Origin of the sequence: Enterobacter cloacae complex sp. GYL001, from assembly GCF_049237125.1 — a bacterium.
GTDB lineage: Bacteria > Pseudomonadota > Gammaproteobacteria > Enterobacterales > Enterobacteriaceae > Enterobacter > Enterobacter hormaechei_C.
On record NZ_JBMKGW010000002.1, the window covers coordinates 364,121 to 387,338 of the forward strand.

General features: G+C 56.4%; 22 protein-coding genes and 1 other RNA gene. 16 read left to right on the forward strand and 7 right to left on the reverse strand.

The window, feature by feature from the left end:
* The first annotated feature begins 170 nt into the window (after positions 1–170).
* The 4 genes from epd (at position 171) to ACOTWU_RS05835 (ending at position 4,617) form a co-directional block, all read left to right on the forward strand.
* Positions 171–1,190 (forward strand): erythrose-4-phosphate dehydrogenase, encoded by a 1,020-nt coding sequence (epd, locus tag ACOTWU_RS05820; protein ID WP_015571810.1) that lies wholly within the window; start codon positions 171–173, stop codon positions 1,188–1,190.
* A gap of 49 nt (positions 1,191–1,239) precedes the next feature.
* On the forward strand, positions 1,240–2,403 hold the full coding sequence (pgk, locus tag ACOTWU_RS05825) for a phosphoglycerate kinase (protein WP_032102947.1): 1,164 nt from the start codon (positions 1,240–1,242) through the stop codon (positions 2,401–2,403).
* Between the two features lie 92 nt (positions 2,404–2,495).
* Positions 2,496–3,575, forward strand: a complete 1,080-nt coding sequence (fbaA, locus tag ACOTWU_RS05830) for a class II fructose-bisphosphate aldolase (RefSeq protein ID WP_017692704.1) — start codon at positions 2,496–2,498, stop codon at positions 3,573–3,575.
* Between the two features lie 187 nt (positions 3,576–3,762).
* Positions 3,763–4,617: a small-conductance mechanosensitive channel MscS gene (locus tag ACOTWU_RS05835; RefSeq protein WP_017382907.1), complete on the forward strand. Its 855-nt coding sequence runs from the start codon at positions 3,763–3,765 to the stop codon at positions 4,615–4,617.
* Positions 4,618–4,663: 46 nt separating this feature from the next.
* On the opposite strand, the gene ACOTWU_RS05840 is transcribed toward ACOTWU_RS05835, so the two are convergent.
* Positions 4,664–5,722 carry an ABC transporter substrate-binding protein gene (locus ACOTWU_RS05840; protein ID WP_126498785.1) on the reverse strand — a complete coding sequence of 353 codons (1,059 nt, stop codon included), beginning with the start codon at positions 5,720–5,722 and terminating at the stop codon, positions 4,664–4,666.
* A gap of 200 nt (positions 5,723–5,922) precedes the next feature.
* Here ACOTWU_RS05840 and argO point away from each other — a divergent pair, with 200 nt between their 5' ends.
* Positions 5,923–6,558 carry an arginine exporter ArgO gene (gene argO, locus ACOTWU_RS05845; RefSeq protein WP_017382905.1) on the forward strand — a complete coding sequence of 212 codons (636 nt, stop codon included), beginning with the start codon at positions 5,923–5,925 and terminating at the stop codon, positions 6,556–6,558.
* A 92-nt stretch (positions 6,559–6,650) separates the two neighbouring features.
* Positions 6,651–7,373, forward strand: a complete 723-nt coding sequence (locus ACOTWU_RS05850) for an oxidative stress defense protein (RefSeq protein WP_017382904.1) — start codon at positions 6,651–6,653, stop codon at positions 7,371–7,373.
* Positions 7,374–7,415: 42 nt separating this feature from the next.
* Here the strand turns inward: ACOTWU_RS05850 and argP are convergent, their stop codons facing one another.
* Complete coding sequence (gene argP / locus ACOTWU_RS05855; protein WP_003860089.1) at positions 7,416–8,309, reverse strand: DNA-binding transcriptional regulator ArgP; 894 nt, start codon at positions 8,307–8,309, stop codon at positions 7,416–7,418.
* 127 nt (positions 8,310–8,436) lie between these two features.
* On the opposite strand from argP, the gene rpiA reads away from it, so the two are divergent.
* Both rpiA and serA read left to right on the forward strand, forming a co-directional pair.
* The gene (gene rpiA, locus ACOTWU_RS05860) at positions 8,437–9,096 is read left to right on the forward strand and encodes a ribose-5-phosphate isomerase RpiA (protein WP_003860091.1); all 660 of its coding nucleotides are present in this window, start codon (positions 8,437–8,439) and stop codon (positions 9,094–9,096) included.
* Between the two features lie 266 nt (positions 9,097–9,362).
* Complete coding sequence (serA, locus tag ACOTWU_RS05865; RefSeq protein WP_017382902.1) at positions 9,363–10,595, forward strand: phosphoglycerate dehydrogenase; 1,233 nt, start codon at positions 9,363–9,365, stop codon at positions 10,593–10,595.
* A gap of 154 nt (positions 10,596–10,749) precedes the next feature.
* On the opposite strand, the gene ACOTWU_RS05870 is transcribed toward serA, so the two are convergent.
* The 3 genes from ACOTWU_RS05870 to zapA all read right to left on the reverse strand — a co-directional run bounded on the left by ACOTWU_RS05870 (position 10,750) and on the right by zapA (position 11,925).
* A complete protein-coding gene (locus tag ACOTWU_RS05870) occupies positions 10,750–11,346 on the reverse strand; it encodes a 5-formyltetrahydrofolate cyclo-ligase (protein ID WP_017692706.1) in 597 nt (198 codons plus the stop codon).
* Between the two features lie 24 nt (positions 11,347–11,370).
* Positions 11,371–11,554: non-coding RNA, 6S RNA (gene ssrS / locus ACOTWU_RS05875), on the reverse strand.
* Between the two features lie 41 nt (positions 11,555–11,595).
* On the reverse strand, positions 11,596–11,925 hold the full coding sequence (gene zapA, locus ACOTWU_RS05880; protein ID WP_003860096.1) for a cell division protein ZapA: 330 nt from the start codon (positions 11,923–11,925) through the stop codon (positions 11,596–11,598).
* A 167-nt stretch (positions 11,926–12,092) separates the two neighbouring features.
* Here zapA and ACOTWU_RS05885 point away from each other — a divergent pair, with 167 nt between their 5' ends.
* The 8 genes from ACOTWU_RS05885 to ACOTWU_RS05920 all read left to right on the forward strand — a co-directional run bounded on the left by ACOTWU_RS05885 (position 12,093) and on the right by ACOTWU_RS05920 (position 22,123).
* On the forward strand, positions 12,093–12,671 hold the full coding sequence (locus ACOTWU_RS05885; protein WP_003860099.1) for a YecA family protein: 579 nt from the start codon (positions 12,093–12,095) through the stop codon (positions 12,669–12,671).
* Between the two features lie 31 nt (positions 12,672–12,702).
* Positions 12,703–14,016 (forward strand): Xaa-Pro aminopeptidase, encoded by a 1,314-nt coding sequence (gene pepP, locus ACOTWU_RS05890; protein WP_126498837.1) that lies wholly within the window; start codon positions 12,703–12,705, stop codon positions 14,014–14,016.
* On the forward strand, positions 14,013–15,191 hold the full coding sequence (ubiH, locus tag ACOTWU_RS05895) for a 2-octaprenyl-6-methoxyphenyl hydroxylase (protein ID WP_015571801.1): 1,179 nt from the start codon (positions 14,013–14,015) through the stop codon (positions 15,189–15,191). Before pepP ends, ubiH begins: the two co-directional genes overlap by 4 nt.
* A 12-nt stretch (positions 15,192–15,203) precedes the next feature.
* Complete coding sequence (gene ubiI, locus ACOTWU_RS05900; protein WP_017382899.1) at positions 15,204–16,406, forward strand: FAD-dependent 2-octaprenylphenol hydroxylase; 1,203 nt, start codon at positions 15,204–15,206, stop codon at positions 16,404–16,406.
* A 397-nt stretch (positions 16,407–16,803) separates the two neighbouring features.
* On the forward strand, positions 16,804–17,898 hold the full coding sequence (gene gcvT / locus ACOTWU_RS05905; RefSeq protein WP_126498786.1) for a glycine cleavage system aminomethyltransferase GcvT: 1,095 nt from the start codon (positions 16,804–16,806) through the stop codon (positions 17,896–17,898).
* 23 nt (positions 17,899–17,921) lie between these two features.
* Entirely contained in the window at positions 17,922–18,311 is a 390-nt protein-coding gene (gcvH, locus tag ACOTWU_RS05910; protein WP_006811885.1) for a glycine cleavage system protein GcvH, read from the forward strand.
* A gap of 124 nt (positions 18,312–18,435) precedes the next feature.
* The gene (gcvP, locus tag ACOTWU_RS05915; RefSeq protein WP_126498787.1) at positions 18,436–21,309 is read left to right on the forward strand and encodes an aminomethyl-transferring glycine dehydrogenase; all 2,874 of its coding nucleotides are present in this window, start codon (positions 18,436–18,438) and stop codon (positions 21,307–21,309) included.
* A 70-nt stretch (positions 21,310–21,379) separates the two neighbouring features.
* Positions 21,380–22,123, forward strand: coding sequence for an SDR family oxidoreductase (locus tag ACOTWU_RS05920; protein WP_015571798.1), 744 nt, complete (start codon positions 21,380–21,382; stop codon positions 22,121–22,123).
* Positions 22,124–22,125: 2 nt separating this feature from the next.
* On the opposite strand, the gene ACOTWU_RS05925 is transcribed toward ACOTWU_RS05920, so the two are convergent.
* On the reverse strand, positions 22,126–22,626 hold the full coding sequence (locus ACOTWU_RS05925; RefSeq protein WP_017382895.1) for a protein disulfide oxidoreductase: 501 nt from the start codon (positions 22,624–22,626) through the stop codon (positions 22,126–22,128).
* A complete protein-coding gene (locus tag ACOTWU_RS05930; RefSeq protein ID WP_040118068.1) occupies positions 22,616–23,218 on the reverse strand; it encodes a DsbA family protein in 603 nt (200 codons plus the stop codon). The genes ACOTWU_RS05925 and ACOTWU_RS05930 overlap by 11 nt, the downstream gene beginning before the upstream one ends.

A 23,218-nucleotide genomic window follows, 5' to 3' on the forward strand; every position in this document is an offset into this window, starting at 1 on the left:
GATTCCTTTTATTCCCCGATTCGCTTATTCTTGCTGAAGCGTTTCAGTCGATTAAATGTTCGACAATTGACCAATCAATCGCAGTTTGTGACAGCAAGGATTCCCCTTCGGGCGTCGCTGGATTACTCTTTCAGCCACCTCAAACTCAGGGATAGCTTTGCAGGAGATCTATGACCGTACGCGTAGCGATTAATGGCTTCGGTCGCATCGGACGCAACGTGGTTCGTGCTTTATATGAATCCGGGCGTCGTGCGGAAATCACCGTGGTGGCAATCAATGAACTGGCGGATGCTGCGGGCATGGCGCATTTGTTGAAATATGACACCAGCCACGGTCGCTTTGCCTGGGACGTTCGCCAGGAAAGGGAACAGCTGTTCGTCGGTGACGATGCCATCCGCGTGCTGCATGAGAACAGTATTGAAGGGCTGCCCTGGCGCGAACTGGGTGTGGATGTGGTGCTGGACTGTACCGGCGTGTACGGTAACCGTGAACATGGCGAAGCGCATCTGAATGCTGGCGCGAAAAAAGTGCTGTTCTCCCATCCCGGCAGTAACGACCTCGACGCCACCGTCGTGTTTGGCGTCAACCAGCACGAGCTGCAAGCTGAACACCGCATTGTCTCCAACGCCTCCTGCACCACCAACTGCATTATTCCGGTCATTAAACTGTTAGACGATGCGTATGGCATTGAATCCGGCACCGTGACCACGATTCACTCCGCCATGCACGATCAGCAGGTCATCGACGCCTACCATCCGGATTTACGGCGCACTCGCGCGGCGAGCCAGTCCATCATTCCGGTGGATACGAAACTGGCTGCCGGGATCACCCGTATTTTCCCGCAGTTTAACGACCGTTTCGAAGCGATTGCCGTGCGCGTGCCGACGATAAACGTCACCGCAATCGATCTTAGCGTGACGGTGAAAAAACCGGTAAAAGCCTGTGAAGTCAACCTGTTGCTGCAAAAAGCGGCACAGGGAGCATTTCATGGTATAGTTGACTATACGGAATTACCGTTGGTCTCAGTAGATTTTAACCACGACCCGCACAGCGCCATCGTGGATGGCACGCAGACGCGAGTCAGTGGTGCGCACCTTATCAAGACGCTGGTCTGGTGTGATAACGAATGGGGCTTTGCTAACCGAATGCTCGACACCACGTTAGCCATGGCCGCAAAAGGTTTCAGGTAGAGCGCACCTTGCGCTTGCAAAACTTTAAGAATCAACGAGAGGATTCACCATGTCTGTAATTAAGATGACCGATCTGGATCTGGCAGGTAAACGCGTTTTCATCCGTGCCGATCTGAACGTACCGGTTAAAGATGGCAAAGTGACCAGCGACGCGCGTATCCGTGCATCTCTGCCAACCATTGAACTGGCTCTGAAGCAGGGCGCTAAAGTGATGGTCACCTCCCACCTGGGCCGTCCAACTGAAGGCGAGTACAACGAAGAGTTCTCTCTGCTGCCGGTTGTTAATTACCTGAAAGACAAACTGTCCAGCCCGGTTCGCCTGGTGAAAGATTACCTGGACGGCGTAGACGTTGCCGAAGGTGAGCTGGTTGTTCTGGAAAACGTTCGCTTCAACAAAGGCGAAAAGAAAGACGACGAAACCCTGTCCAAAAAATACGCTGCGCTGTGCGACGTATTCGTGATGGATGCATTCGGTACGGCTCACCGTGCGCAGGCATCTACCCACGGTATCGGTAAATTCGCAGACGTCGCCTGTGCAGGTCCGCTGCTGGCTGACGAACTGGAAGCGCTGGGTAAAGCTCTGAAAGAACCTGCTCGTCCAATGGTCGCTATCGTTGGTGGTTCTAAAGTGTCTACCAAACTGACCGTACTGGATTCCCTGTCCAAAATCGCTGACCAGCTGATCGTTGGTGGTGGTATCGCGAATACCTTCGTTGCTGCGCAAGGCCACAACGTGGGTAAATCCCTGTACGAAGCGGATCTGGTTGACGAAGCCAAACGTCTGCTGAGCACCTGTGATATCCCGGTTCCAACTGACGTTCGTGTAGCTACCGAGTTCTCCGAAACCGCTACCGCAACCCTGAAATCTGTTAACGACATCAAAGATGAAGAGCAGATTCTGGACCTGGGCGACGTTTCTGCACAGAAACTGGCTGAAATCCTGAAAAACGCAAAAACTATCCTGTGGAACGGTCCTGTCGGCGTGTTCGAATTCCCGAACTTCCGCAAAGGGACTGAGATCGTGGCTAACGCTATCGCAGACAGCGAAGCGTTCTCTATCGCAGGCGGTGGTGACACCCTGGCAGCTATCGATCTGTTCGGTATCGCTGACAAGATCTCCTACATCTCCACTGGTGGCGGCGCATTCCTCGAATTCGTGGAAGGTAAAGTCCTGCCAGCAGTAGCAATGCTCGAAGAGCGCGCTAAGAAGTAAGCCATTCAGGGGCAGGGAAACCTGCCCAATTTTCAGCGCGCTTATCAGAGCTCGCACCTTTTCTAACGGCCGAAGATACAGGACTAAGCAACATGTCTAAAATTTTTGATTTCGTAAAACCTGGCGTTATCACTGGTGATGACGTACAGAAAGTGTTCCAGGTAGCTAAAGAAAACAACTTCGCTCTGCCAGCAGTTAACTGCGTAGGTACCGACTCCATCAACGCCGTACTGGAAACCGCTGCAAAAGTTAAAGCACCGGTTATCGTTCAGTTCTCTAACGGCGGCGCTGCGTTCATCGCAGGTAAAGGCGTGAAAACTGACGTTCCTCAGGGCGCTGCTATCCTGGGTGCTATCTCTGGCGCACATCACGTTCACCAGATGGCTGAGCACTACGGTGTTCCGGTTATCCTGCACACTGATCACTGCGCGAAAAAACTGCTGCCATGGATCGACGGTCTGCTGGACGCAGGTGAAAAACACTTCGCAGCAACCGGTAAGCCACTGTTCTCTTCTCACATGATCGACCTGTCCGAAGAGTCTCTGGAAGAAAACATCGAGATCTGCTCTAAGTACCTGGCGCGTATGTCCAAAATGGGCATGACCCTGGAAATCGAACTGGGTTGCACCGGCGGTGAAGAAGACGGTGTGGACAACAGCCACATGGACGCTTCTGCTCTGTACACTCAGCCAGAAGACGTTGATTACGCTTACACCGAGCTGAGCAAAATCAGCCCACGCTTCACCATCGCAGCGTCCTTCGGTAACGTACACGGCGTATACAAACCAGGTAACGTGGTTCTGACCCCGACCATCCTGCGTGATTCTCAGGAATACGTGTCTAAGAAACACAACCTGCCGCACAACAGCCTGAACTTCGTCTTCCACGGCGGTTCCGGTTCTTCTGCTCAGGAAATCAAAGATTCCGTAAGCTACGGCGTAGTGAAAATGAACATCGATACCGACACCCAATGGGCAACCTGGGACGGTATCCTGCAATACTACAAAACCAACGAAGCTTACCTGCAAGGTCAGCTGGGCAACCCGAAAGGCGAAGACCAGCCGAACAAGAAATACTACGATCCACGCGTATGGCTGCGCGCTGCCCAGACTTCTATGATTACTCGTCTGGAGCAGGCATTCAAAGAACTGAACGCGGTTGACGTTCTGTAATTTGAGCTGTTCATAGCGTCAAGAAGGTCCGCATATGCGGGCCTTTTTTTATGCCTTTTCAATAGCCTGATGCCTCTGTTTTTGTGATCTGTTTGGCAATATCATGGCTTTTTGTTTACCCTTTACTGACCTGCCTGTCTCCGTGTGGGATAGATTTTGTGGTTTTTATGAGCATAAGGAAAGATAAATGGAAGATCTCGGTGTTGTAGATAGCATCAATAACGCTGGCTCCTGGCTGGTGCGCAACCAGGCGCTCCTGATTAGTTACGCTGTGAATATTGCGGCGGCAATCGCCATTATTATTGTGGGGATGATCGTTGCCCGCACGGTTTCCCGGGGCGTTAATCGCGTAATGCTATCCCGTCATATCGATGCAACCGTTGCTGATTTCCTTTCTGCGCTGGTGCGTTACGGGATTATTGCGTTTACCCTCATTGCGGCAATGGGGCGGGTCGGTGTACAGACCGCTTCGGTCATTGCCGTACTTGGTGCCGCTGGTCTGGCCGTAGGTCTCGCTCTTCAGGGCTCGCTGGCTAACCTTGCAGCTGGCGTACTGTTAGTGACGTTCCGTCCTTTCCGTGCCGGAGAGTATGTTGATCTCGGTGGCACTGCGGGCACCGTGCTGAACGTGCAGATTTTTTCTACCACGCTGCGTTCGGCAGACGGCAAAATCGTCATTGTGCCAAACAAGAAAGTGATTGATGGCAACATTACTAACTTCTCTCGTGAGCCGGTTCGCCGTAATGAACTCATTATCGGGGTTGGCTATGATTCAGATACTGAGCTGGTAAAAAAGCTGATTACCGATATCATCGAATCAGATGACCGCATTCTTAAAGATCGCGAAATGACCGTTCGCCTGAACGAGCTGGGCGCGTCATCCATTAATTTTGTGGTGCGCATCTGGAGTAAAAGCGGCGATCTGCAAAACGTTTACTGGGACGTGCTGGAGCGCATCAAGCGTGATTTCGATGCTAACGGCATCAGCTTCCCTTATCCGCAGATGGATGTGAACTTCAAAAAAGTGAAAGAAGCTGACTAACGCTCGTCAGTTCAGACAACGCCCGCATTGTATGCGGGCGTTGAGCCTATCGCTTTTGCCGGGCGTTAGCCTCCAGCAATAGGCGTAGCTCGTGCATCAATTTGCCTGCGTCCGTATTACCCTTACTTTCCTGTTGCCGTACCCATTCCTCCTGAACCTCTTGATATCGCGTTGCTTTCTGCCATTCCAATTGCTCATCACGGCTCAGAAGATGAAGCTTAGCGCCTTCGTTTTCCAGACGCGTGGTGAGAGAAGCCAGCCCGCTGTCCAACGCAGCACCGAGTTGTTTCTCCGTGGTTTCGGCTGCACGACGAATAGCAAGACGATCCCGCTCGTCCAGTGCGTTTAAGGTGTCCTTATTTATAACCAGAAGGTAGACATGCCCCAGCCAGAGCGCAGGAGAATAATGAATGTAGGGCGCCGCGCGCTGCGCATGTATGTCATCTCCGCTGTCGAGATTCACCATAAGGCCATTCAACTGTCCCGTGCGCAACGCGTCGGTAATCTTGTCATTCCAGGGCATTGCCAGGGTAGCTCCGCCAGCATTGCGCAAAAATGACTGGTGCCAGAAGCTGGCGGTTCGCCATTTTGTTCCCTCTAGCTGCTTCAGCTTAACGTCTGGCTGACGGGTAAAGAACCCGACCGGATAACCCAGGAAGAACTGCAAATTCACCAGGTTATTCTGCCCAAGCTCGCGGGCAAACTGTGGGTATTGCTGGAACACGCGATGAAAGAAGCGCATCTGGGCCTCGCCGTTTGTAGGCCCCAGGGGAAAGCTTTTGAATATTTGATGAAGCGGCAGTTGCTCAGCCGTATATTCAGGGACAACGATGCCAATATCAGCTCTGGTTCCCTGGCCAAGCGTACTTAGCGCATTGTAACTACTTGATATATCACCTTCCCAGTGGGCTTCAATTTTCAGGCGGCCTTGCGATTCTTTTTCAATCTCACTAAAGAAAACGTTTTTGATAAATTGCGTACGCATATTGCCGTACGGTTCATGGTCCGTGTAGCGAAGTATCTTTCCTGCACTCGCTATGGCCGGAAATGCAGTTAAGAGCGCAAATATGGCGGAGATGACCATTGCAACGCCTTGATGTTTCATATGATTTCCTGTGAGAATTTTTCGGCCTGGGGCATTACAGCATACGCCGGGTCGCGAGAGGGCAGGTTTTATAAAATCTTAATATTGTATACAGCAGGGTTTTATTAGTGATTCTAATTAACCATTAAAATTTTAAATTTTATCTAATGATGGTCACGCAGTATAGTCTGCACGTAGAGAAAACTGCCTGAGAGTTATCAATGTTAACTTACTATTTTCAAGGGCTTGCATTAGGTGCGGCCATGATCCTTCCCCTTGGTCCACAAAATGCGTTTGTGATGAACCAGGGCATTCGCCGTCAGTATCATCTGATGATTGCCCTGCTGTGCGCGGTGAGCGATTTGCTACTGATTTGCGCCGGGATTTTTGGCGGCAGCGCCTTGCTGATGCAGTCGCCGTGGCTGCTGGCGCTGGTTACCTGGGGCGGCGTAGCGTTTCTGCTGTGGTACGGGTTTGGCGCCCTGAAAACGGCCATGAGCAGCAATCTTGAGCTGGCGAGCGCCGAAGTGATGAAGCAGGGGCGCTGGAAGATTATCGTCACCATGCTCGCCGTGACGTGGCTTAACCCGCACGTTTATCTTGATACGTTCGTGGTGCTCGGCAGCCTGGGTGGACAGCTGGACGTTGAGCCCAAGCGCTGGTTTGCGCTCGGTACGGTCAGCGCCTCCTTCCTCTGGTTCTTTGGTCTTGCGATCCTGGCGGCATGGCTGGCGCCACGTCTGCGCACCGCTAAAGCGCAGCGCATTATCAATACCCTGGTTGGGCTGGTGATGTGGTTTATTGCCTTCCAGCTGGCGAAAGAGGGCATTCATCACGTACAGGGATTGTTCAACTAAGCGTTGTCTTATGGACATCTGAACAAGACCCGCTAAGCTTGCTGGCATGAGCCCTGTTGATGGGGCACTCTTCGCAACATGGAGGAATGACAGTGAAGTTTAAGGTGATGGCCCTGGCGGCATTAGTAAGTTTAGGTGCGGTGTCGGTGCAGGCGAATGAACTGCCAAACGGCCCGCACATTGTCACTTCAGGCACGGCAAGCGTGGATGCGGTACCGGATGTTGCAACCCTGGCAATTGAAGTGAACGTGGCGGCGAAAGATGCTGCTTCCGCCAAGAAACAGGCAGACGATCGTGTTGCGCAATACCTCTCTTTCCTGGAACAGAACGGTGTCGCGAAAAAAGACATCAGCTCTGCGAACCTGCGTACCCAACCGGATTACGACTACCAGAACGGCAAAAGCATCCTGAAAGGCTATCGCGCCGTGCGTACTGTGGAAGTGACTGTACGCCAGCTTGATAAGCTCAACGGATTGCTGGATGGTGCGCTGAAGGCTGGGCTGAACGAAATTCGTTCCGTCTCGCTGGGCGTTGCGCAACCGGAGAAATATAAAGACGAAGCGCGTAAAGCGGCGATTGATGATGCCATTCATCAGGCGCAGCAGCTGGCATCCGGCTTCAAGACCAAGCTCGGTCCGGTTTACAGCGTGCGCTACCACGTTTCAAACTACCAGCCAAGCCCGATGGTTCGGATGATGAAGGCGGACGCCGCGCCGGTTTCTGCTCAGGAAACCTACGAGCAGCCAACCATTCAGTTCGACGATCAGGTTGATGTGGTGTTCCAGCTGGAGCCGACTGAAAAGCCCGCTCAGTAACCCGTAGGCCGGGTAAGGCGAAGCCGCCACCCGGCTAGTTTTTCAATCCTGTCTTAACACCTTATGCCCAAACGCCAGCAGCGCGTCAGTGACGTTGCGCATCATGCGGCTTTCCGGCGCAAAACGGTGCCAGTACAGCATCCGGCGCTGATACAGCCCCGGGGTTAAATCAATCAGCTCACCGCTTTTCAACTCTTTCTCAATCTGCAAATGCGGGATCATGCAGCAGGTGGTTCCCTGACGCGCGAGCTGTACGAAGGCTTCGGACGAGTTAACGATATGACACGGTACGCTGCCCGGCGGCAGATCGAAGTTTTGTTGCAGGAAGGCCTGATGCATATCGTCCAGATGGTCGAAAGCGACGGCAGGCGCTTTCAGCAGCGCGGCGCGGGTCACACCGTTCGGGAAGTAGCGCTCGGCAAAGGCTTTTGAACCGACAAACAGGTAATCCAGCGCGCCCAGCTGATCCACCAGACAGCTTGGCAGCGCCTGAGGCTGAATACTGACCGCCCCAACCACTTCGCCGCGTCGCAGGCGCTCCTGGGTGCGGGTCTCGTCTTCAACCTGGAGATTCAGGCGGATAGGGGAGTCGGCCAGCACCGGCGCAAGGGCCGGCAGCAACCAGGTTGCCAGACTGTCGGCGTTCACCGCCAGCGACAGCAGCAGCGGCGTGGAGCCGGTCTGTTCATCGCCCAGCCACTCATCTTCCAGCAGTTCAACCTGCCGCAGCAGGGCGAGGAGCTTTTGTCCTTGCTCCGTCGGACGCGGCGGTACGGTACGCACCAGCAGCGGCTGCCCGAACATGTTTTCAAGCTGTTTGATACGCTGTGATACGGCGGACTGGGTGATGCACAGCTTTTGCGCCGCGCGCTCAAAACCGCGTTCACGAATAACTGCATCAAGTGCCTGTAGTGTTCTGTAGTCCGGACGTTTCATTGCTCTGGCTGACTCCTTAATTTTGCTTAATCTGCACTATGACACAATTTTCCCTTCGTGGCAGACGAAATCCATTCGACGTGTTCTATAATGCGCCCTGAGTTTTCACACCACAGGCAAAACGATCATGACGCAGGATGAACTGAAAAAAGCAGTAGGATGGGCCGCTCTCCAGTACGTACAGCCGGGTACCATTGTCGGTGTTGGTACGGGGTCGACGGCGGCGCACTTTATCGATGCGCTGGGCACGATGAAGGGGCAGATCGAGGGCGCGGTTTCCAGCTCCGATGCTTCCACGGAAAAGCTGAAAAGCCTCGGCATCACCGTTTTCGACCTCAACGAAGTGGACCGTCTGGGCATTTACGTTGATGGCGCGGATGAAATCAACGGCCATATGCAGATGATCAAAGGCGGTGGCGCGGCGCTGACCCGCGAGAAGATCATCGCTTCCGTGGCGGATAAGTTCATCTGCATCGCGGACGCCTCCAAGCAGGTCGACATTCTGGGGAATTTCCCGCTGCCGGTCGAAGTGATCCCGATGGCGCGCAGCGCCGTGGCACGTCAACTGGTGAAGCTGGGTGGTCGTCCGGAATACCGTCAGGGTGTGGTGACCGACAACGGCAACGTGATCCTCGACGTTCACGGCCTTGAGATCCTCGATGCCATTGCGCTGGAAAATGCGATCAACGGCATTCCAGGCGTCGTTACCGTAGGGTTATTTGCCAACCGTGGCGCGGACGTGGCGCTGATCGGCACGGCTGACGGTGTAAAAACCATCGTAAAATGATCTGACGGGGGGAGCGCTCCCCCCGCTAAAAAATTTTTGAAAAGCTAAATTCGGTGACTTGTGTCACGTTTTTCCGCCTCTTTTGCCGATCCTGCCACGTTCGTAATTTTCCGCAGCATTTTCCTCTGCCATTTTGCTCTGTATGACTTTTCTTCAGAGTGCCGACGCAAACGTTCATATTGCTGCAATAGTTTTTTTTGATATGTTGGCTGCACGGGATTTATATCCAGCACAACATCAGTTCAGATAAAAACAGGGTCGGGTAAATGGCAAAGGTATCACTGGAGAAAGACAAGATTAAATTCCTGCTGGTTGAAGGCGTGCACCAGAAAGCGCTCGATAGCCTTCGCGCAGCAGGCTACACCAACATCGAATTTCACAAAGGCGCGCTGGACACTGAAGAGCTGAAAGCGTCCATCCGTGATGCCCATTTCATTGGCCTGCGATCCCGTACCCAACTGACTGAAGACGTTATTGCTGCGGCGGAAAAGCTGGTGGCGATTGGCTGTTTCTGCATCGGCACCAACCAGGTTGATCTGAATGCCGCCGCCAAACGCGGTATCCCGGTCTTTAACGCGCCGTTCTCTAACACCCGTTCCGTGGCGGAGCTGGTGATTGGCGAGCTGCTGCTGCTCCTTCGCGGCATTCCGGAAGCTAACGCTAAAGCGCACCGCGGCGTGTGGAATAAGCTGGCTGCGGGCTCTTTCGAAGCGCGTGGTAAAAAGCTCGGGATTATCGGTTACGGCCACATCGGTACGCAGCTCGGTATTCTGGCTGAATCCCTCGGCATGCACGTGTTTTTCTACGATATCGAAAGCAAGCTGCCGCTGGGTAACGCGACGCAGGTGCAGCATCTCTCTGATCTGCTGAATATGAGCGACGTGGTCAGCCTGCACGTGCCGGAAAATGCGTCCACCAAAAACATGATGGGGGCGGAAGAGCTGGCGCTGATGAAGCCGGGCTCTCTGCTGATCAACGCCGCGCGCGGCACGGTGGTCGATATTCCTGCGCTGTGCGACGCGCTGAAGCGTAAGCATCTGGCGGGTGCGGCGATTGACGTATTCCCGACGGAACCGGCCACCAACAGCGATCCGTTCACCTCTCCGCTGTGCGAGTTCGACAACGTGATCCTGACGCCGCACATCGGCGGTTCTACTCAGGAAGCGCAGGAAAATATCGGCCTGGAAGTGGCGGGTAAACTGAGCAAATATTCCGACAACGGTTCAACGCTCTCTGCGGTGAACTTCCCGGAGGTGTCTCTGCCGCTGCACGGTGGGCGTCGTCTGCTGCACATCCACGAAAACCGTCCTGGCGTGCTGACCGCCATCAACCAGATTTTTGCTGAGCAGGGTGTTAACATTGCCGCGCAGTATCTGCAAACTAACTCGCAGATGGGTTATGTGGTGATTGATATCGAAGCGGATGAAGACATCGCCGAGAAAGCATTGCAGAGCATGAAGGCCATTCCGGGGACGATTCGCGCGCGCCTGTTGTACTGATGGTGCGGTCTGTGGCGTCGGGTGGCGGCTGCGCCTTACCCGACCTACAGTTGTCGTGCGGTTTGTGTGTCGGGTGGCGCTTACGCTTACCCGACCTGTAATGTTCGAGGATTTATGTAGGCCGGGTAAGGCGTAGCCGCCACCCGGCTTTGTTCTACCAGGTCCAGGTTTTACTGGGCGTCACCACCGCCGGCAACGGCACATCCCATTTCTCTACGGGTAATGCCTCCACGCCCTGGCAATCATGCGCATACCCCACCGGCTGCAATCCGTACTGCTGCCAGTTTTGTAGCGTCCTGTCATAGAATCCCCCGCCCATGCCCAATCGCTGGCCCTGCTCGTCAAACGCCACCAGCGGCGTAATCAGCACATCCAGCCCGGAAAGCGGGAGCACGTCGCGCACGTCCAGTTTGGGTTCGGTGATTTTCAGACGATTCACCACCAGCTCGCTGTGCGGATGGTAGTGCAGAAACAGCAGATTGCCCGGGCTAAAGGGATGCAGAACCGGCAGGTAAACTTTTTTCCCGGCGCGCCAGAGCTGGTCGATAAGCGGTTGGGTATCCAGCTCACCATCAAACGAGAGAAACAGGGCGACGGTGTTTGCCATCACCACAGGGGGATAGGCCATCATGCGGGCGGCGGCCTGCTGAGCAAACTGTGCCTGTTGCTCGGCGCTTAGGGCGCGACGACGCTGGCGAATAAGCTGACGGATGTCCTGGCGTGAAGCAGAAACTTCAGGGAGTTGAGTCATGGTAGTCGGTAGAAGAAAAGAGAGGGAATCTCCGAGATGCCGCCGCAGGCTGTAACCCTTGAACCCTTGGTTCAAGGTGAATGTGTCGTCATAGTTTTAAGGCTTCTCGGACGAACCGAGCATGCTCACCAACCATGGAGCGCCACATTCTTGTGGTATGAAATATCGGCTCAGGGGACTGGCCCGCTTGCGAACATCTCAGAGAAATTTTGTCTTCACAGTTACTCTACCATAGTCAACTGAGAAGTGTTATTCAAACTTTGGTCCCGGTCTTTCGGGACTGCGACCTTGATCAAGCAATGCCTGTTCTATGGTCTGCTGGAGCATTTTAATGCGCTGCTCCATGCTTGCCGCGTAATCGCGGGTCTTCGCTTTTTCCTGAGTCAGTTCATAGCTGATGTTCAACGCGGCGATGAAAACCAGCTGCTCAGTATTTGTGACTCTAGTGCGTTCTTTTAGATCTTGCAACCGCTGATTCAAATCGTCCGCAGCCTGATTCAAGGCATCCCTTTGTTCAGGCGGACAATTCACTCGCAGTGAACGGCCAAAAATCTGGAGATCGACGGGTTGTGCAGACATGCCACCTTCCTGCTGATTGACTGCGCTGCCTTCGCATACTGCCCCGGGGGCTGCGAAGGGGCGACACTATAGCTACCCTGATGTGAAGATACAAGCCCTTTTCTGGTATCACCAGGGTCCAAAGTGGTAGCATATCATGAATATCCTCCCTTTGATGACGAATGCGTATGTCTATACAGAACGAAATGCCTGGTTACAAGGATTTAAACCAGTTACTGAACCAGCAGGGAGTCGGTCTGACCCCTGCCGAAATGCACGGTCTGATCAGCGGCATACTGTGCGGCGGAAACAGCGACAGCTCATGGCAGCCGCTGATCCACGACCTCACCAACGAAGGGCTGGCGTTTGGCCACGAACTGGCGGAAGCGCTGCGTAAAATGCACGCCGCAACCAGCGATTCCCTGGAAGACGATGGCTTTCTTTTTCAGCTTTATCTGCCTGAAGGCGACGATGTCAGCGTCTTCGATCGCGCTGATGCGCTCGCGGGTTGGGTAAACCACTATCTTCTTGGCCTGGGCGTAACCCAGCCTAAACTGGATAAAGTGACCGGCGAAGCGGGTGAAGCGATCGACGATCTGCGTAACATCGCCCAACTCGGCTACGATGAAGACGAAGACCAGGAAGAGCTGGAGATGTCTCTCGAAGAGATTATCGAGTACGTACGCGTGGCGTCTCTGCTGTGCCACGACAACTTTACGCGCTCGCAGCCGACCGCGCCGGAAGTTCGCAAGCCAACATTACACTAAGAAAAATAACGCACAGGAGGGTGTCATGGTTATCTCCAGTCAAGAGTATTCTCGCCGTCGTCAGGCGCTGCTGGCAAAAATGCAGCCGGGAAGCGCTGCCCTGATTTTCGCCGCGCCGGAAGTGACGCGCAGCGCCGACAGCGAATACCCCTATCGCCAGAGCAGTGATTTCTGGTACTTCACCGGGTTTAACGAGCCGGAAGCGGTACTGGTGCTGATTAAAAGCAATGACACCCACAACCACAGCGTGATTTTCAACCGCGTGCGCGATCTGACGGCTGAAATCTGGTTTGGCCGCCGCTTAGGGCAGGAGGCGGCGCCGGAAAAACTGGGCGTGCACCGCGCGCTGGCCTACAGCGAAATCAACCAGCAGCTCTACCAACTGCTGAACGGTCTGGACGTGCTCTATCACGCCCAGGGCGAATACGCGTATGCGGATGACATTGTTTTCACCGCGCTGGATAAGCTGCGTAAAGGCTCACGTCAGAATTTGTCTGCACCCGCCACCCTGACGGACTGGCGACCGATGGTGCATGAGATGCGCCTGTTCAAGTCTGAAGAAGAGCTGAACGTGATGCGCCGCGCGGGCGAAATCAGCGCCCTGGCGCATACCCGCGCCATGGAAAAGTGCCATCCCGGTATGTTCGAGTACCAGCTTGAAGGCGAAATTCACCATGAATTTAACCGTCACGGTGCGCGCTTCCCGTCCTATAACACCATCGTAGGCGGCGGGGAAAATGGCTGCATTCTGCACTACACCGAAAACGAAAGTGAACTGCGCGACGGCGATCTGGTGCTGATTGACGCCGGCTGTGAATATCAGGGTTACGCGGGCGACATCACCCGTACCTTCCCGGTGAACGGTAAATTCACCACCGCGCAGCGTGAAATCTATGACATCGTGCTTGAGTCTCTGGAGACCGCGCTGACGCTGTTCCGCCCTGGCACCTCCATTCAGGAGGTTACGGGCGAGGTGGTACGCATCATGATTACCGGGCTGGTGAAGCTCGGCATTCTGAAAGGCGATGTGGACACCCTTATAACCGAAAACGCCCATCGTCCGTACTTTATGCACGGCCTGAGCCACTGGCTGGGGCTGGATGTGCATGACGTCGGGGCATACGGTCCGGAACGTTCGCGCGTGCTGGAGCCTGGCATGGTGCTGACCGTTGAGCCGGGGCTGTACATCGCGCCGGATGCCGACGTGCCGGAACAGTACCGCGGGATCGGCATTCGTATTGAAGATGACATCGTCATCACGGAAACCGGTAACGAAAACCTGACCGCGACCGTGGTGAAAAAAGCCGACGACATCGAGGCGCTGATGGCGGCGGCACGCGGATGAGCGTAATCATTGTTGGCGGAGGCATGACCGGCGCTACTCTGGCGCTGGCTATTTCGCAGTTAACCCAGGGCCAGCTTCCGGTGCATCTCGTCGAGGCGGTCGCGCCGCAGGCGGCCGATCATCCCGGTTTCGACGCCCGCGCTATCGCGCTGGCGCAGGGAACCTGTCAGCAGCTTGCGCGTATTGGGATCTGGCAGGCGATAGCGGATTGCGCAACGGCGATCGGCACCGTTCACGTCAGCGATCGCGGGCATGCCGGGTTTGTGACGCTGGATGCCCACGATTATCGGATCGAGGCGTTGGGGCAGGTTGTCGAGCTGCATGATGTAGGGCTGCGGTTGTTCCGTCTGTTACAGGACGCGCCTGGCGTCACGCTGCACTGTCCGGCGCGCGTCGCCAGCTTTACCCGCCGTGACGAGGCCGTCAGCGTGACGCTGGACAACGGCACCACGCTGGAGGGGCAACTGCTGGTGGCGGCAGATGGTTCACGCTCCGCGATCGCCACGCAGTGCGGCGTCGAATGGCGCTCTGAACCCTATGGGCAGGCGGCGGTCATCGCTAACGTCTCTACGGCTGGCGCGCATAACGGCAGGGCATTTGAGCGCTTCACGGAGCACGGCCCGCTGGCCATGCTGCCGATGTCGAACGGGCGCTGCTCGCTGGTATGGTGCCATGCGCAGGATCGGGCCGATGAGGTTCTCTCCTGGTCCGACGAACGTTTTTGTTCCGAGCTGCAAAAAGCCTTCGGCTGGCGGCTTGGGCGCATCACCCATGCCGGAAAACGCGTGGCCTATCCGCTCGCGCTGACGACCGCATCGCAGACTGTCTCCCATCGCGTCGCCCTGGTCGGCAACGCCGCGCAGACGCTGCACCCCATCGCCGGGCAAGGCTTCAACCTTGGCCTCCGTGACGTGATAAGCCTGGCAGAGCTACTGGCCCGGACGTGGAGCGAACAACAGGATTGTGGCGCATACTCGGTGCTAAGCCATTACCAGAAACGACGCCAGGCGGACAAAGCGGCGACCATTGGCGTCACCGACGGTTTAGTCCACCTGTTTGCCAATCGCTGGGCACCGCTGGTTGCGGGTCGCAACCTTGGGCTGATGGCGATGGAACTGTTCATTCCGGCACGTGACGTGCTGGCGCAGCGGACCCTGGGTTGGGTCGCGCGTTAAGGAGTATTGACCGTGCAAAATGTTGATGTCGCCATTGTGGGCGGCGGAATGGTAGGACTGGCGCTGGCCTGTGGTTTACAGGGCAGCGGCCTGCGCGTGGCCGTGCTTGAGCAAAAAGCGCCGCAGCCTGTGGCGCAGGATGCACCGCCGGAGCTGCGCGTCTCGGCGATCAATGCCGCCAGCGAAAAGCTACTGACGCACCTTGGCGTCTGGTCTGAAATCGTGGCGCTGCGTGCCAGCTGTTACCATGGCATGGAAGTGTGGGACAAAGACAGCTTCGGCCATATCGCGTTTGACGATGAAAGCATGGGCTACAGCCACCTTGGACACATCGTTGAAAACGCGGTGATCCACCACGCGCTGTGGCAGAAAGCGCAGCAGTGCAGCGACGTCACGCTGATCGCACCGGCGAAACTTCAGCAGGTGGCGTGGGGCGAAAACGACGCGTTTATCACTCTTGAAAGTGGCGACATGCTGACCGCGCGTCTGGTGGTGGGTGCCGACGGCGCCAATTCCTGGCTGCGTAACAAAGCGGATATTCCGCTGACCTTCTGGGATTACCGCCATCACGCGTTGGTGGCCACAATCCGCACCGAAGAGCCGCACGGCGGCGTGGCGCGCCAGATTTTCCATAATGACGGCATTCTGGCCTTCCTGCCGCTTGCCGATCCGCATCTCTGCTCCATCGTCTGGTCTTTAGAGCCGGAGAAAGCGCAGCAGATGCAGGAGGCGACGCCGGATGCCTTCAGTCAGGCGCTATGCGTGGCGTTTGATAACCGTCTGGGCCTGTGCACGCTTGAAAGCGAACGCCAGACGTTTCCGTTAACCGGTCGCTACGCGCGTCAGTTTGCCGCGCACCGTCTGGCGCTGGTGGGGGATGCGGCGCATACCATTCATCCGCTGGCCGGGCAGGGGGTGAACCTCGGCTTTATGGACGCGGCTGAGCTGGTTGAAGAGCTGCGTCGCCTGCATCGGGAAGGTAAAGATATTGGTCAGCATCTGTATCTGCGTCGCTACGAGCGCAGCCGCAAACACAGTGCGGCGATGATGCTGGCGGGGATGCAGGGTTTCCGCGAGCTGTTTGCCGGAGCGAATCCGGCGAAAAAACTGCTGCGCGATATTGGCCTCAAGCTGGCCGACACTCTTCCCGGCGTAAAACCGCAGCTTCTTCGTCAGGCAATGGGCCTCAACGATCTTCCCGACTGGTTACGTTAATCTCGATCCCCGTCACACTTTATTTTCCCGGCCTCTGCGCCGGGGAAATTTCCTCGTTTGAAATAATCTAATTTCACGTCATTTTTCGCATTAGAAAATCTAATCTAACTATTTTTATGTTACGGAAATTCGGCCCGTTTTTCCGCATGAAATATCACCATCTGCTAAATTCTGTTAGATCATTGTTAATTTTATGCGGGTTTAATCGCATTTTCCCAGTGAATAACTCTGTAGGCTTTTCAGCGATTTTTGGTCATAAGCTAATGTGATGACCCGTTTTACCTTATGGTTAACCGCCGGTTTCGGTGGTAAGTTCAGGTAAAAGAGAACGTTTGCGTCGGCCCCCGATCGCGAGGCCGACACCGGGTTTCACGGTGAATTTTTCAACGAGGAAAAGATGGCTCAACAGACTCCTTTGTACGAACAGCACGTGTTGTGCGGCGCCCGCATGGTGGACTTCCACGGCTGGATGATGCCGCTGCACTACGGCTCGCAGATTGATGAGCACCACGCGGTGCGCACCGATGCCGGTATGTTCGACGTGTCTCATATGACGATTGTCGACCTGCGCGGTAGCCGCACCCGGGAGTTTTTGCGTTATCTGCTGGCAAATGACGTCGCCAAACTGAAGACGCCGGGCAAAGCGCTCTATACCGGCATGCTGAATGCCTCGGGCGGCGTGATTGACGACCTCATCGTCTACTACTTCACTGAAGATTACTTCCGCCTCGTTGTAAACTCCGCCACCCGCGAAAAAGACCTCTCCTGGATCACCCAACACGCCGAACCTTATGCCATCGACATCACCGTCCGTGACGATCTGTCACTGATCGCCGTGCAGGGGCCGAACGCGCAGGCGAAAGCCGCGTCTCTGTTCAGCGACGAGCAGCGCAAAGCCACCGAAGGCATGAAGCCGTTCTTCGGCGTGCAGGCGGGCGATCTGTTTATCGCCACCACCGGCTACACCGGTGAAGCGGGCTACGAAATTGCCATGCCAAACGATAAGGCCGCTGATTTCTGGCGTGCGCTGGTGGAGGCGGGCGTGAAGCCTGCGGGCCTGGGCGCGCGCGATACGCTGCGTCTGGAAGCGGGGATGAACCTCTACGGTCAGGAGATGGACGAAGGCGTCTCTCCGCTGGCGGCCAACATGGGCTGGACCATCGCGTGGGAACCGGCTGACCGTGATTTTATTGGTCGTGAAGCGCTGGAGATGCAGCGCGAGAAGGGCACTGAACAGCTGGTTGGCCTGGTGATGAAAGAAAAAGGCGTGCTGCGCGGCGAGCTGCCGGTGCGCTTCACCGATGCCGATGGCAATCATCGCGAAGGCGTGATCACCAGCGGAACGTTCTCCCCGACGCTCGGCTACAGTATTGCCCTGGCACGCGTGCCGGCGGGGATTGGCGAAACGGCGGTGGTGCAGATCCGCAACCGCGAAATGCCGGTCAACGTGACCAAACCGATTTTTGTTCGCGCCGGTAAGCCGGTCGCCTAACTATTTTTATCAGGAGAACTTCAATGAGCAATGTGCCAGCAGAACTGAAATACAGCAAAGAACACGAGTGGCTGCGCAAAGAGGCGGACGGCACTTACACCGTTGGGATCACCGAGCACGCGCAGGAGCTGCTGGGCGACATGGTGTTTGTTGATCTGCCGGAAGTGGGCGCAACCGTGAGCGCAGGCGACGACTGTGCGGTGGCGGAATCCGTTAAAGCGGCCTCTGACATCTACGCCCCGGTGAGCGGTGAAATTGTTGCCGTGAACGACGCGCTGAGCGACTCCCCGGAGCTGGTCAACAGCGAACCGTATGAAGGCGGCTGGATCTTCAAGATCAAAGCCAGCGACGAAGCGCAGGTTGCCGCGCTGCTGGATGCGACCGCGTACGAAGCACTGTTAGAAGACGAGTAATCAGTAATCCCCCTCTCCCTTTGGGAGAGGGCAGGGGTGAGGGTGCCAATCTTCCCCTCACCCTAACCCTCTCCCAAAGGGAGAGGGAACTTAAATTCACTGCACGTTTCAGGAACCATCGCTCATGACACAGACTTTAAGCCAGCTTGAAAACCGTGGCGCTTTCATTGAACGTCACATTGGGCCGGATGCTCAGCAACAGCAGGAGATGCTGAAAACAGTTGGCGCGGATTCATTAAACGCACTGATCGGCCAGATCGTGCCAAAAGACATCCAGCTTGCTACGCCGCCGCAGGTAGGCGAGTCCACGACGGAGTTCGCCGCGCTGGCGGAGCTGAAGGCCATCGCCGGCCTTAACAAGCGCTATAAGTCTTATATCGGCATGGGCTACACCAACGTGCAGTTACCGCCGGTGATCCTGCGTAATATGCTGGAAAACCCGGGCTGGTATACCGCTTATACCCCGTATCAGCCAGAAGTCTCCCAGGGCCGTCTGGAAGCGCTGCTGAACTTCCAGCAGGTGACGCTGGATCTGACCGGTATGGATATCGCCTCTGCCTCGCTGCTGGACGAAGCCACCGCCGCCGCCGAAGCGATGGCGATGGCGAAGCGCGTGAGCAAGCTGAAAAACGCCAACCGCTTCTTCGTCGCGGCGGACGTGCATCCCCAGACGCTGGACGTGGTGCGCACCCGTGCGGAAACCTTCGGCTTTGAGGTGATTGTCGACGACGCTGAAAAAGTGCTGGATCACCAGGACGTCTTCGGCGTGCTGTTGCAGCAGGTGGGCACCACCGGGGAAATACACGACTACGGCGCACTGATCGCCGAGCTGAAATCCCGTAAGGTTATTGTTAGCGTCGCCGCTGATTTTATGGCGCTGGTGCTGCTGACGGCGCCAGGCAAACAGGGCTCGGATATTGTCTTCGGCTCAGCTCAGCGTTTCGGCGTGCCGATGGGCTACGGCGGCCCGCACGCGGCGTTCTTTGGCGCGAAAGATGAATTTAAACGTTCCATGCCAGGCCGTATTATCGGCGTATCGAAAGATGCCGCCGGTAACACCGCGCTGCGCATGGCGATGCAGACCCGCGAGCAGCATATCCGCCGCGAGAAAGCGAACTCCAACATCTGTACCTCGCAGGTGCTGCTGGCTAACATTGCCAGCCTGTACGCGGTGTTCCACGGTCCGGCTGGCCTGAAACGTATTGCCAGCCGCATCCACCGTCTGGCCGATATCCTGGCCTGCGGTCTGCAACAGAAAGGTCTCAGACTGCGTCATGAACACTATTTCGATACCCTGTGCGTCGAGGTGGCAGACAAAGCGGCCGTGCTGGCGCGCGCCGAGGCAGCGCAAATCAACCTGCGCAGCGACATTCACAATGCGGTCGGCATTACGCTGGACGAAAGCACCACCCGTGACGATATCCTGACCCTGTTCAACGTATTGCTGGGTGACGCACACGGTCTGGACGTTGATACGCTCGACAAAGAGGTTGCGCTCGACAGCCGCTCCATTCAGGAAAGCATGCTGCGCGACGACGCGATCCTGACTCACCCGGTGTTCAACCGCTATCACAGCGAAACCGAGATGATGCGTTACATGCACTCTCTGGAACGTAAAGATCTGGCGCTAAACCAGGCGATGATCCCGCTGGGCTCCTGCACCATGAAGCTGAACGCCGCGGCTGAGATGATCCCAATTACCTGGCCTGAATTCTCTGAGCTGCACCCGTTCTGCCCGGCTGAGCAGGCGGAAGGGTATCACATGATGATCAACCAGCTCTCCGACTGGCTGGTGAAGCTGACCGGGTACGACGCGCTCTGCATGCAGCCGAACTCCGGTGCGCAGGGTGAATACGCTGGTCTGCTGGCGATCCGTCACTATCACGAAAGCCGCAACGAAGGCCACCGTGATATCTGCCTGATCCCAAGCTCTGCCCACGGTACCAACCCGGCTTCTGCCCAGATGGCAGGAATGGAAGTGGTGGTTGTGGCGTGCGACAAAAACGGCAACATCGATCTGGCCGACCTGCGCGCCAAAGCCGAGCAGGCGGGCGACAAACTCTCCTGCATCATGGTGACCTACCCGTCCACCCACGGCGTGTACGAAGAAACTATCCGTGAAGTGTGTGAAGTGGTGCATAAGTTCGGCGGCCAGGTTTACCTCGACGGCGCAAACATGAACGCCCAGGTGGGCATCACCTCTCCGGGCTTTATTGGCGCGGATGTGTCGCACCTGAACCTGCATAAAACGTTCTGCATTCCGCACGGCGGTGGCGGCCCGGGGATGGGTCCTATCGGCGTGAAAGCGCACCTGGCACCGTTTGTGCCGGGCCACAGCGTGGTGCAGATTGAAGGCATGCTGACCCGTCAGGGCGCGGTCTCCGCGGCACCGTTCGGCAGCGCCTCTATCCTGCCAATCAGCTGGATGTACATCCGCATGATGGGCGCGGAAGGGCTGAAGCAGGCCAGCCAGGTGGCGATCCTCAACGCCAACTACATCGCAACGCGTCTGAAGGACGCCTATCCGGTGCTTTATACCGGTCGCGACGGTCGCGTGGCGCACGAATGCATCCTCGATATTCGTCCTCTGAAAGAAGAGACGGGCATCAGCGAGCTGGATATCGCCAAGCGTCTGATCGACTACGGCTTCCACGCGCCAACCATGTCGTTCCCGGTAGCGGGTACGCTGATGGTTGAGCCGACCGAATCTGAAAGCAAGGTGGAGCTGGATCGCTTTATCGACGCCATGCTGGCTATCCGCAGCGAAATCGACCGCGTGAAAGGCGGGGAGTGGACGCTGGAAGATAACCCGCTGGTGAACGCGCCGCATACACAGAACGAACTGGTGGCAGAGTGGAACCACGGTTATACCCGCGAGCTGGCTGTCTTCCCGGCAGGTGTGGCAAACAAATACTGGCCAACCGTGAAACGTCTTGATGATGTTTACGGCGACCGTAACCTGTTCTGCTCCTGCGTACCGATGAGCGAATACCAGTAACGTTGTTCCTGTAGTAACGTAGGCCGGGTAAGGCGAAGCCGCCACCCGGCTTTTTTATTGGGAGAAAAGAATGGCAATTGCACTGGTCACCGGCGCCAGCCGGGGTATTGGTAAAGCCACCGCGCTACAGCTGGCAAGCGAAGGCTACACCGTTGCGGTGAATTTTCATCACAACATCAAAGCCGCGACGGACGTCATTAATCAGATCGTGGACGCGGGCGGTAAAGCCTTTGCCGTACGCGCGGACATCAGCGATGAAGCGCAGGTGATGGCGATGTTCGACAGCATCGATCGCGAAGGTGAGCCGCTCGCCGCGCTGGTGAACAACGCCGGGATTTTGTTTGAACAATCCACCATCGAAAATCTCTCCGCTGAACGTATTAACCGCGTGCTGGCTACCAACGTCACCGGCTATTTTCTCTGCTGCCGTGAAGCGGTTAAGCGCATGTCGCATAAACACGGCGGCAAGGGCGGCGCGATTGTGAATGTCTCCTCGGCGGCATCACGGCTGGGCGCGCCGGGGGAATATGTGGATTATGCCGCCTCAAAAGGGGCGGTGGATTCCCTGACCACCGGCCTCGCGCTGGAGGTGGCGGCGCAGGGCATTCGCGTTAACGGCGTGCGGCCAGGCCTGATTTATACCGATATTCACGCCTCCGGCGGCGAGCCGGGGCGTGTGGATCGGGTGAAGTCGATGTTACCGATGCAGCGTGGCGGTCAGCCGGAGGAGGTCGCCCAGGCCATTGTCTGGCTGCTGAGCGACAAAGCCTCCTATGTCACCGGTAGCTTCCTGGAGCTGGCTGGCGGGAAGTAACGCTACGACGCCAGCCACAGCCGCAGGCGCATTCCCCAGCCGCTGGTCCAGCCGGTGGTGATCGACTTCACTTCACCGTGAGAGATCACCACCAGCGTTGGCGTAACCTTAACATCCCACTCACGCGCCAGCTCTCCACTGGCGTCGTTGACCGTGGGCATCGTCGCCTTCTTCTTCCTCATCCAGGTTTCGAGCGTCGCGTTATCGCCCGAGCGCAGCGCAACCGACATCACGTTACCCCCGTCTGCGGCAAGCGCCGCCACCGACGGCGTGGTATAGCGGCAGACGCCGCACCATGTCGCCCAGACGTAGACCAGCAGCGGTCGCTCCTTACTCATGGCGATAAGATCGACGGGCTGACCGTCGAGGGTGTGCAGTGCCGTCGCGGAGAAATTCTGCGGCAGCGCGGGCTGGCGGAAATAGTCCACCGCCAGGCTCACGGCTACGCCAATCAGCAGCCATACGCCCAGCTCGCGCAGCAGGCGCGGAAGCTTACTTGCCACGGGCGTCTGCCAGCTGTTCTTTGACCAGCCCCTCCAGGTCGTCATACGGAATTGCGCCCGCCACCATCTGGTCGCCGATAATGGTCGCCGGGGTACCCTGAATATTCAGCACCTGCGCCAGGATGAGGTTCATCTTTAGGCTGTCCATGGTTTTATCATCCGTTTTAATGCTGTCCGTTCCGGTCTTTACCTTCGCGGCGGCGATGCTGGCGTCATCGTGATAGCCCTTTTTCATCATCAGCCGCTGGTGCAGCGCCCAGAATTTATCCGGCGCCTGCTGCCACGTTGAGAGTGCCGCTTTCGCGGCATTTACCGAGCTTTGTCCCTTGAACGGCAGCAGTTTGACGATGAGCTGCACGTCGGGATTTTCCTGCACGATTTTCTCAAGCATTGGGTCGAACTGCTTGCAATACGGGCAGTTGTAGTCAGTGAAGGAGACGATGGTCAGCTTCGGCGATGTCGCGCCGGTTCGCGGGCTGTTGGGGTCGTTAAACAGCAGTTTTGCCAGCTGGTCGCTGGAAGCGTCATCAGAAGGTGCGGCGAAACCGAACGTTGATAACGACAGCAGAAGTAAGGCAACGAAGGCTCTCAT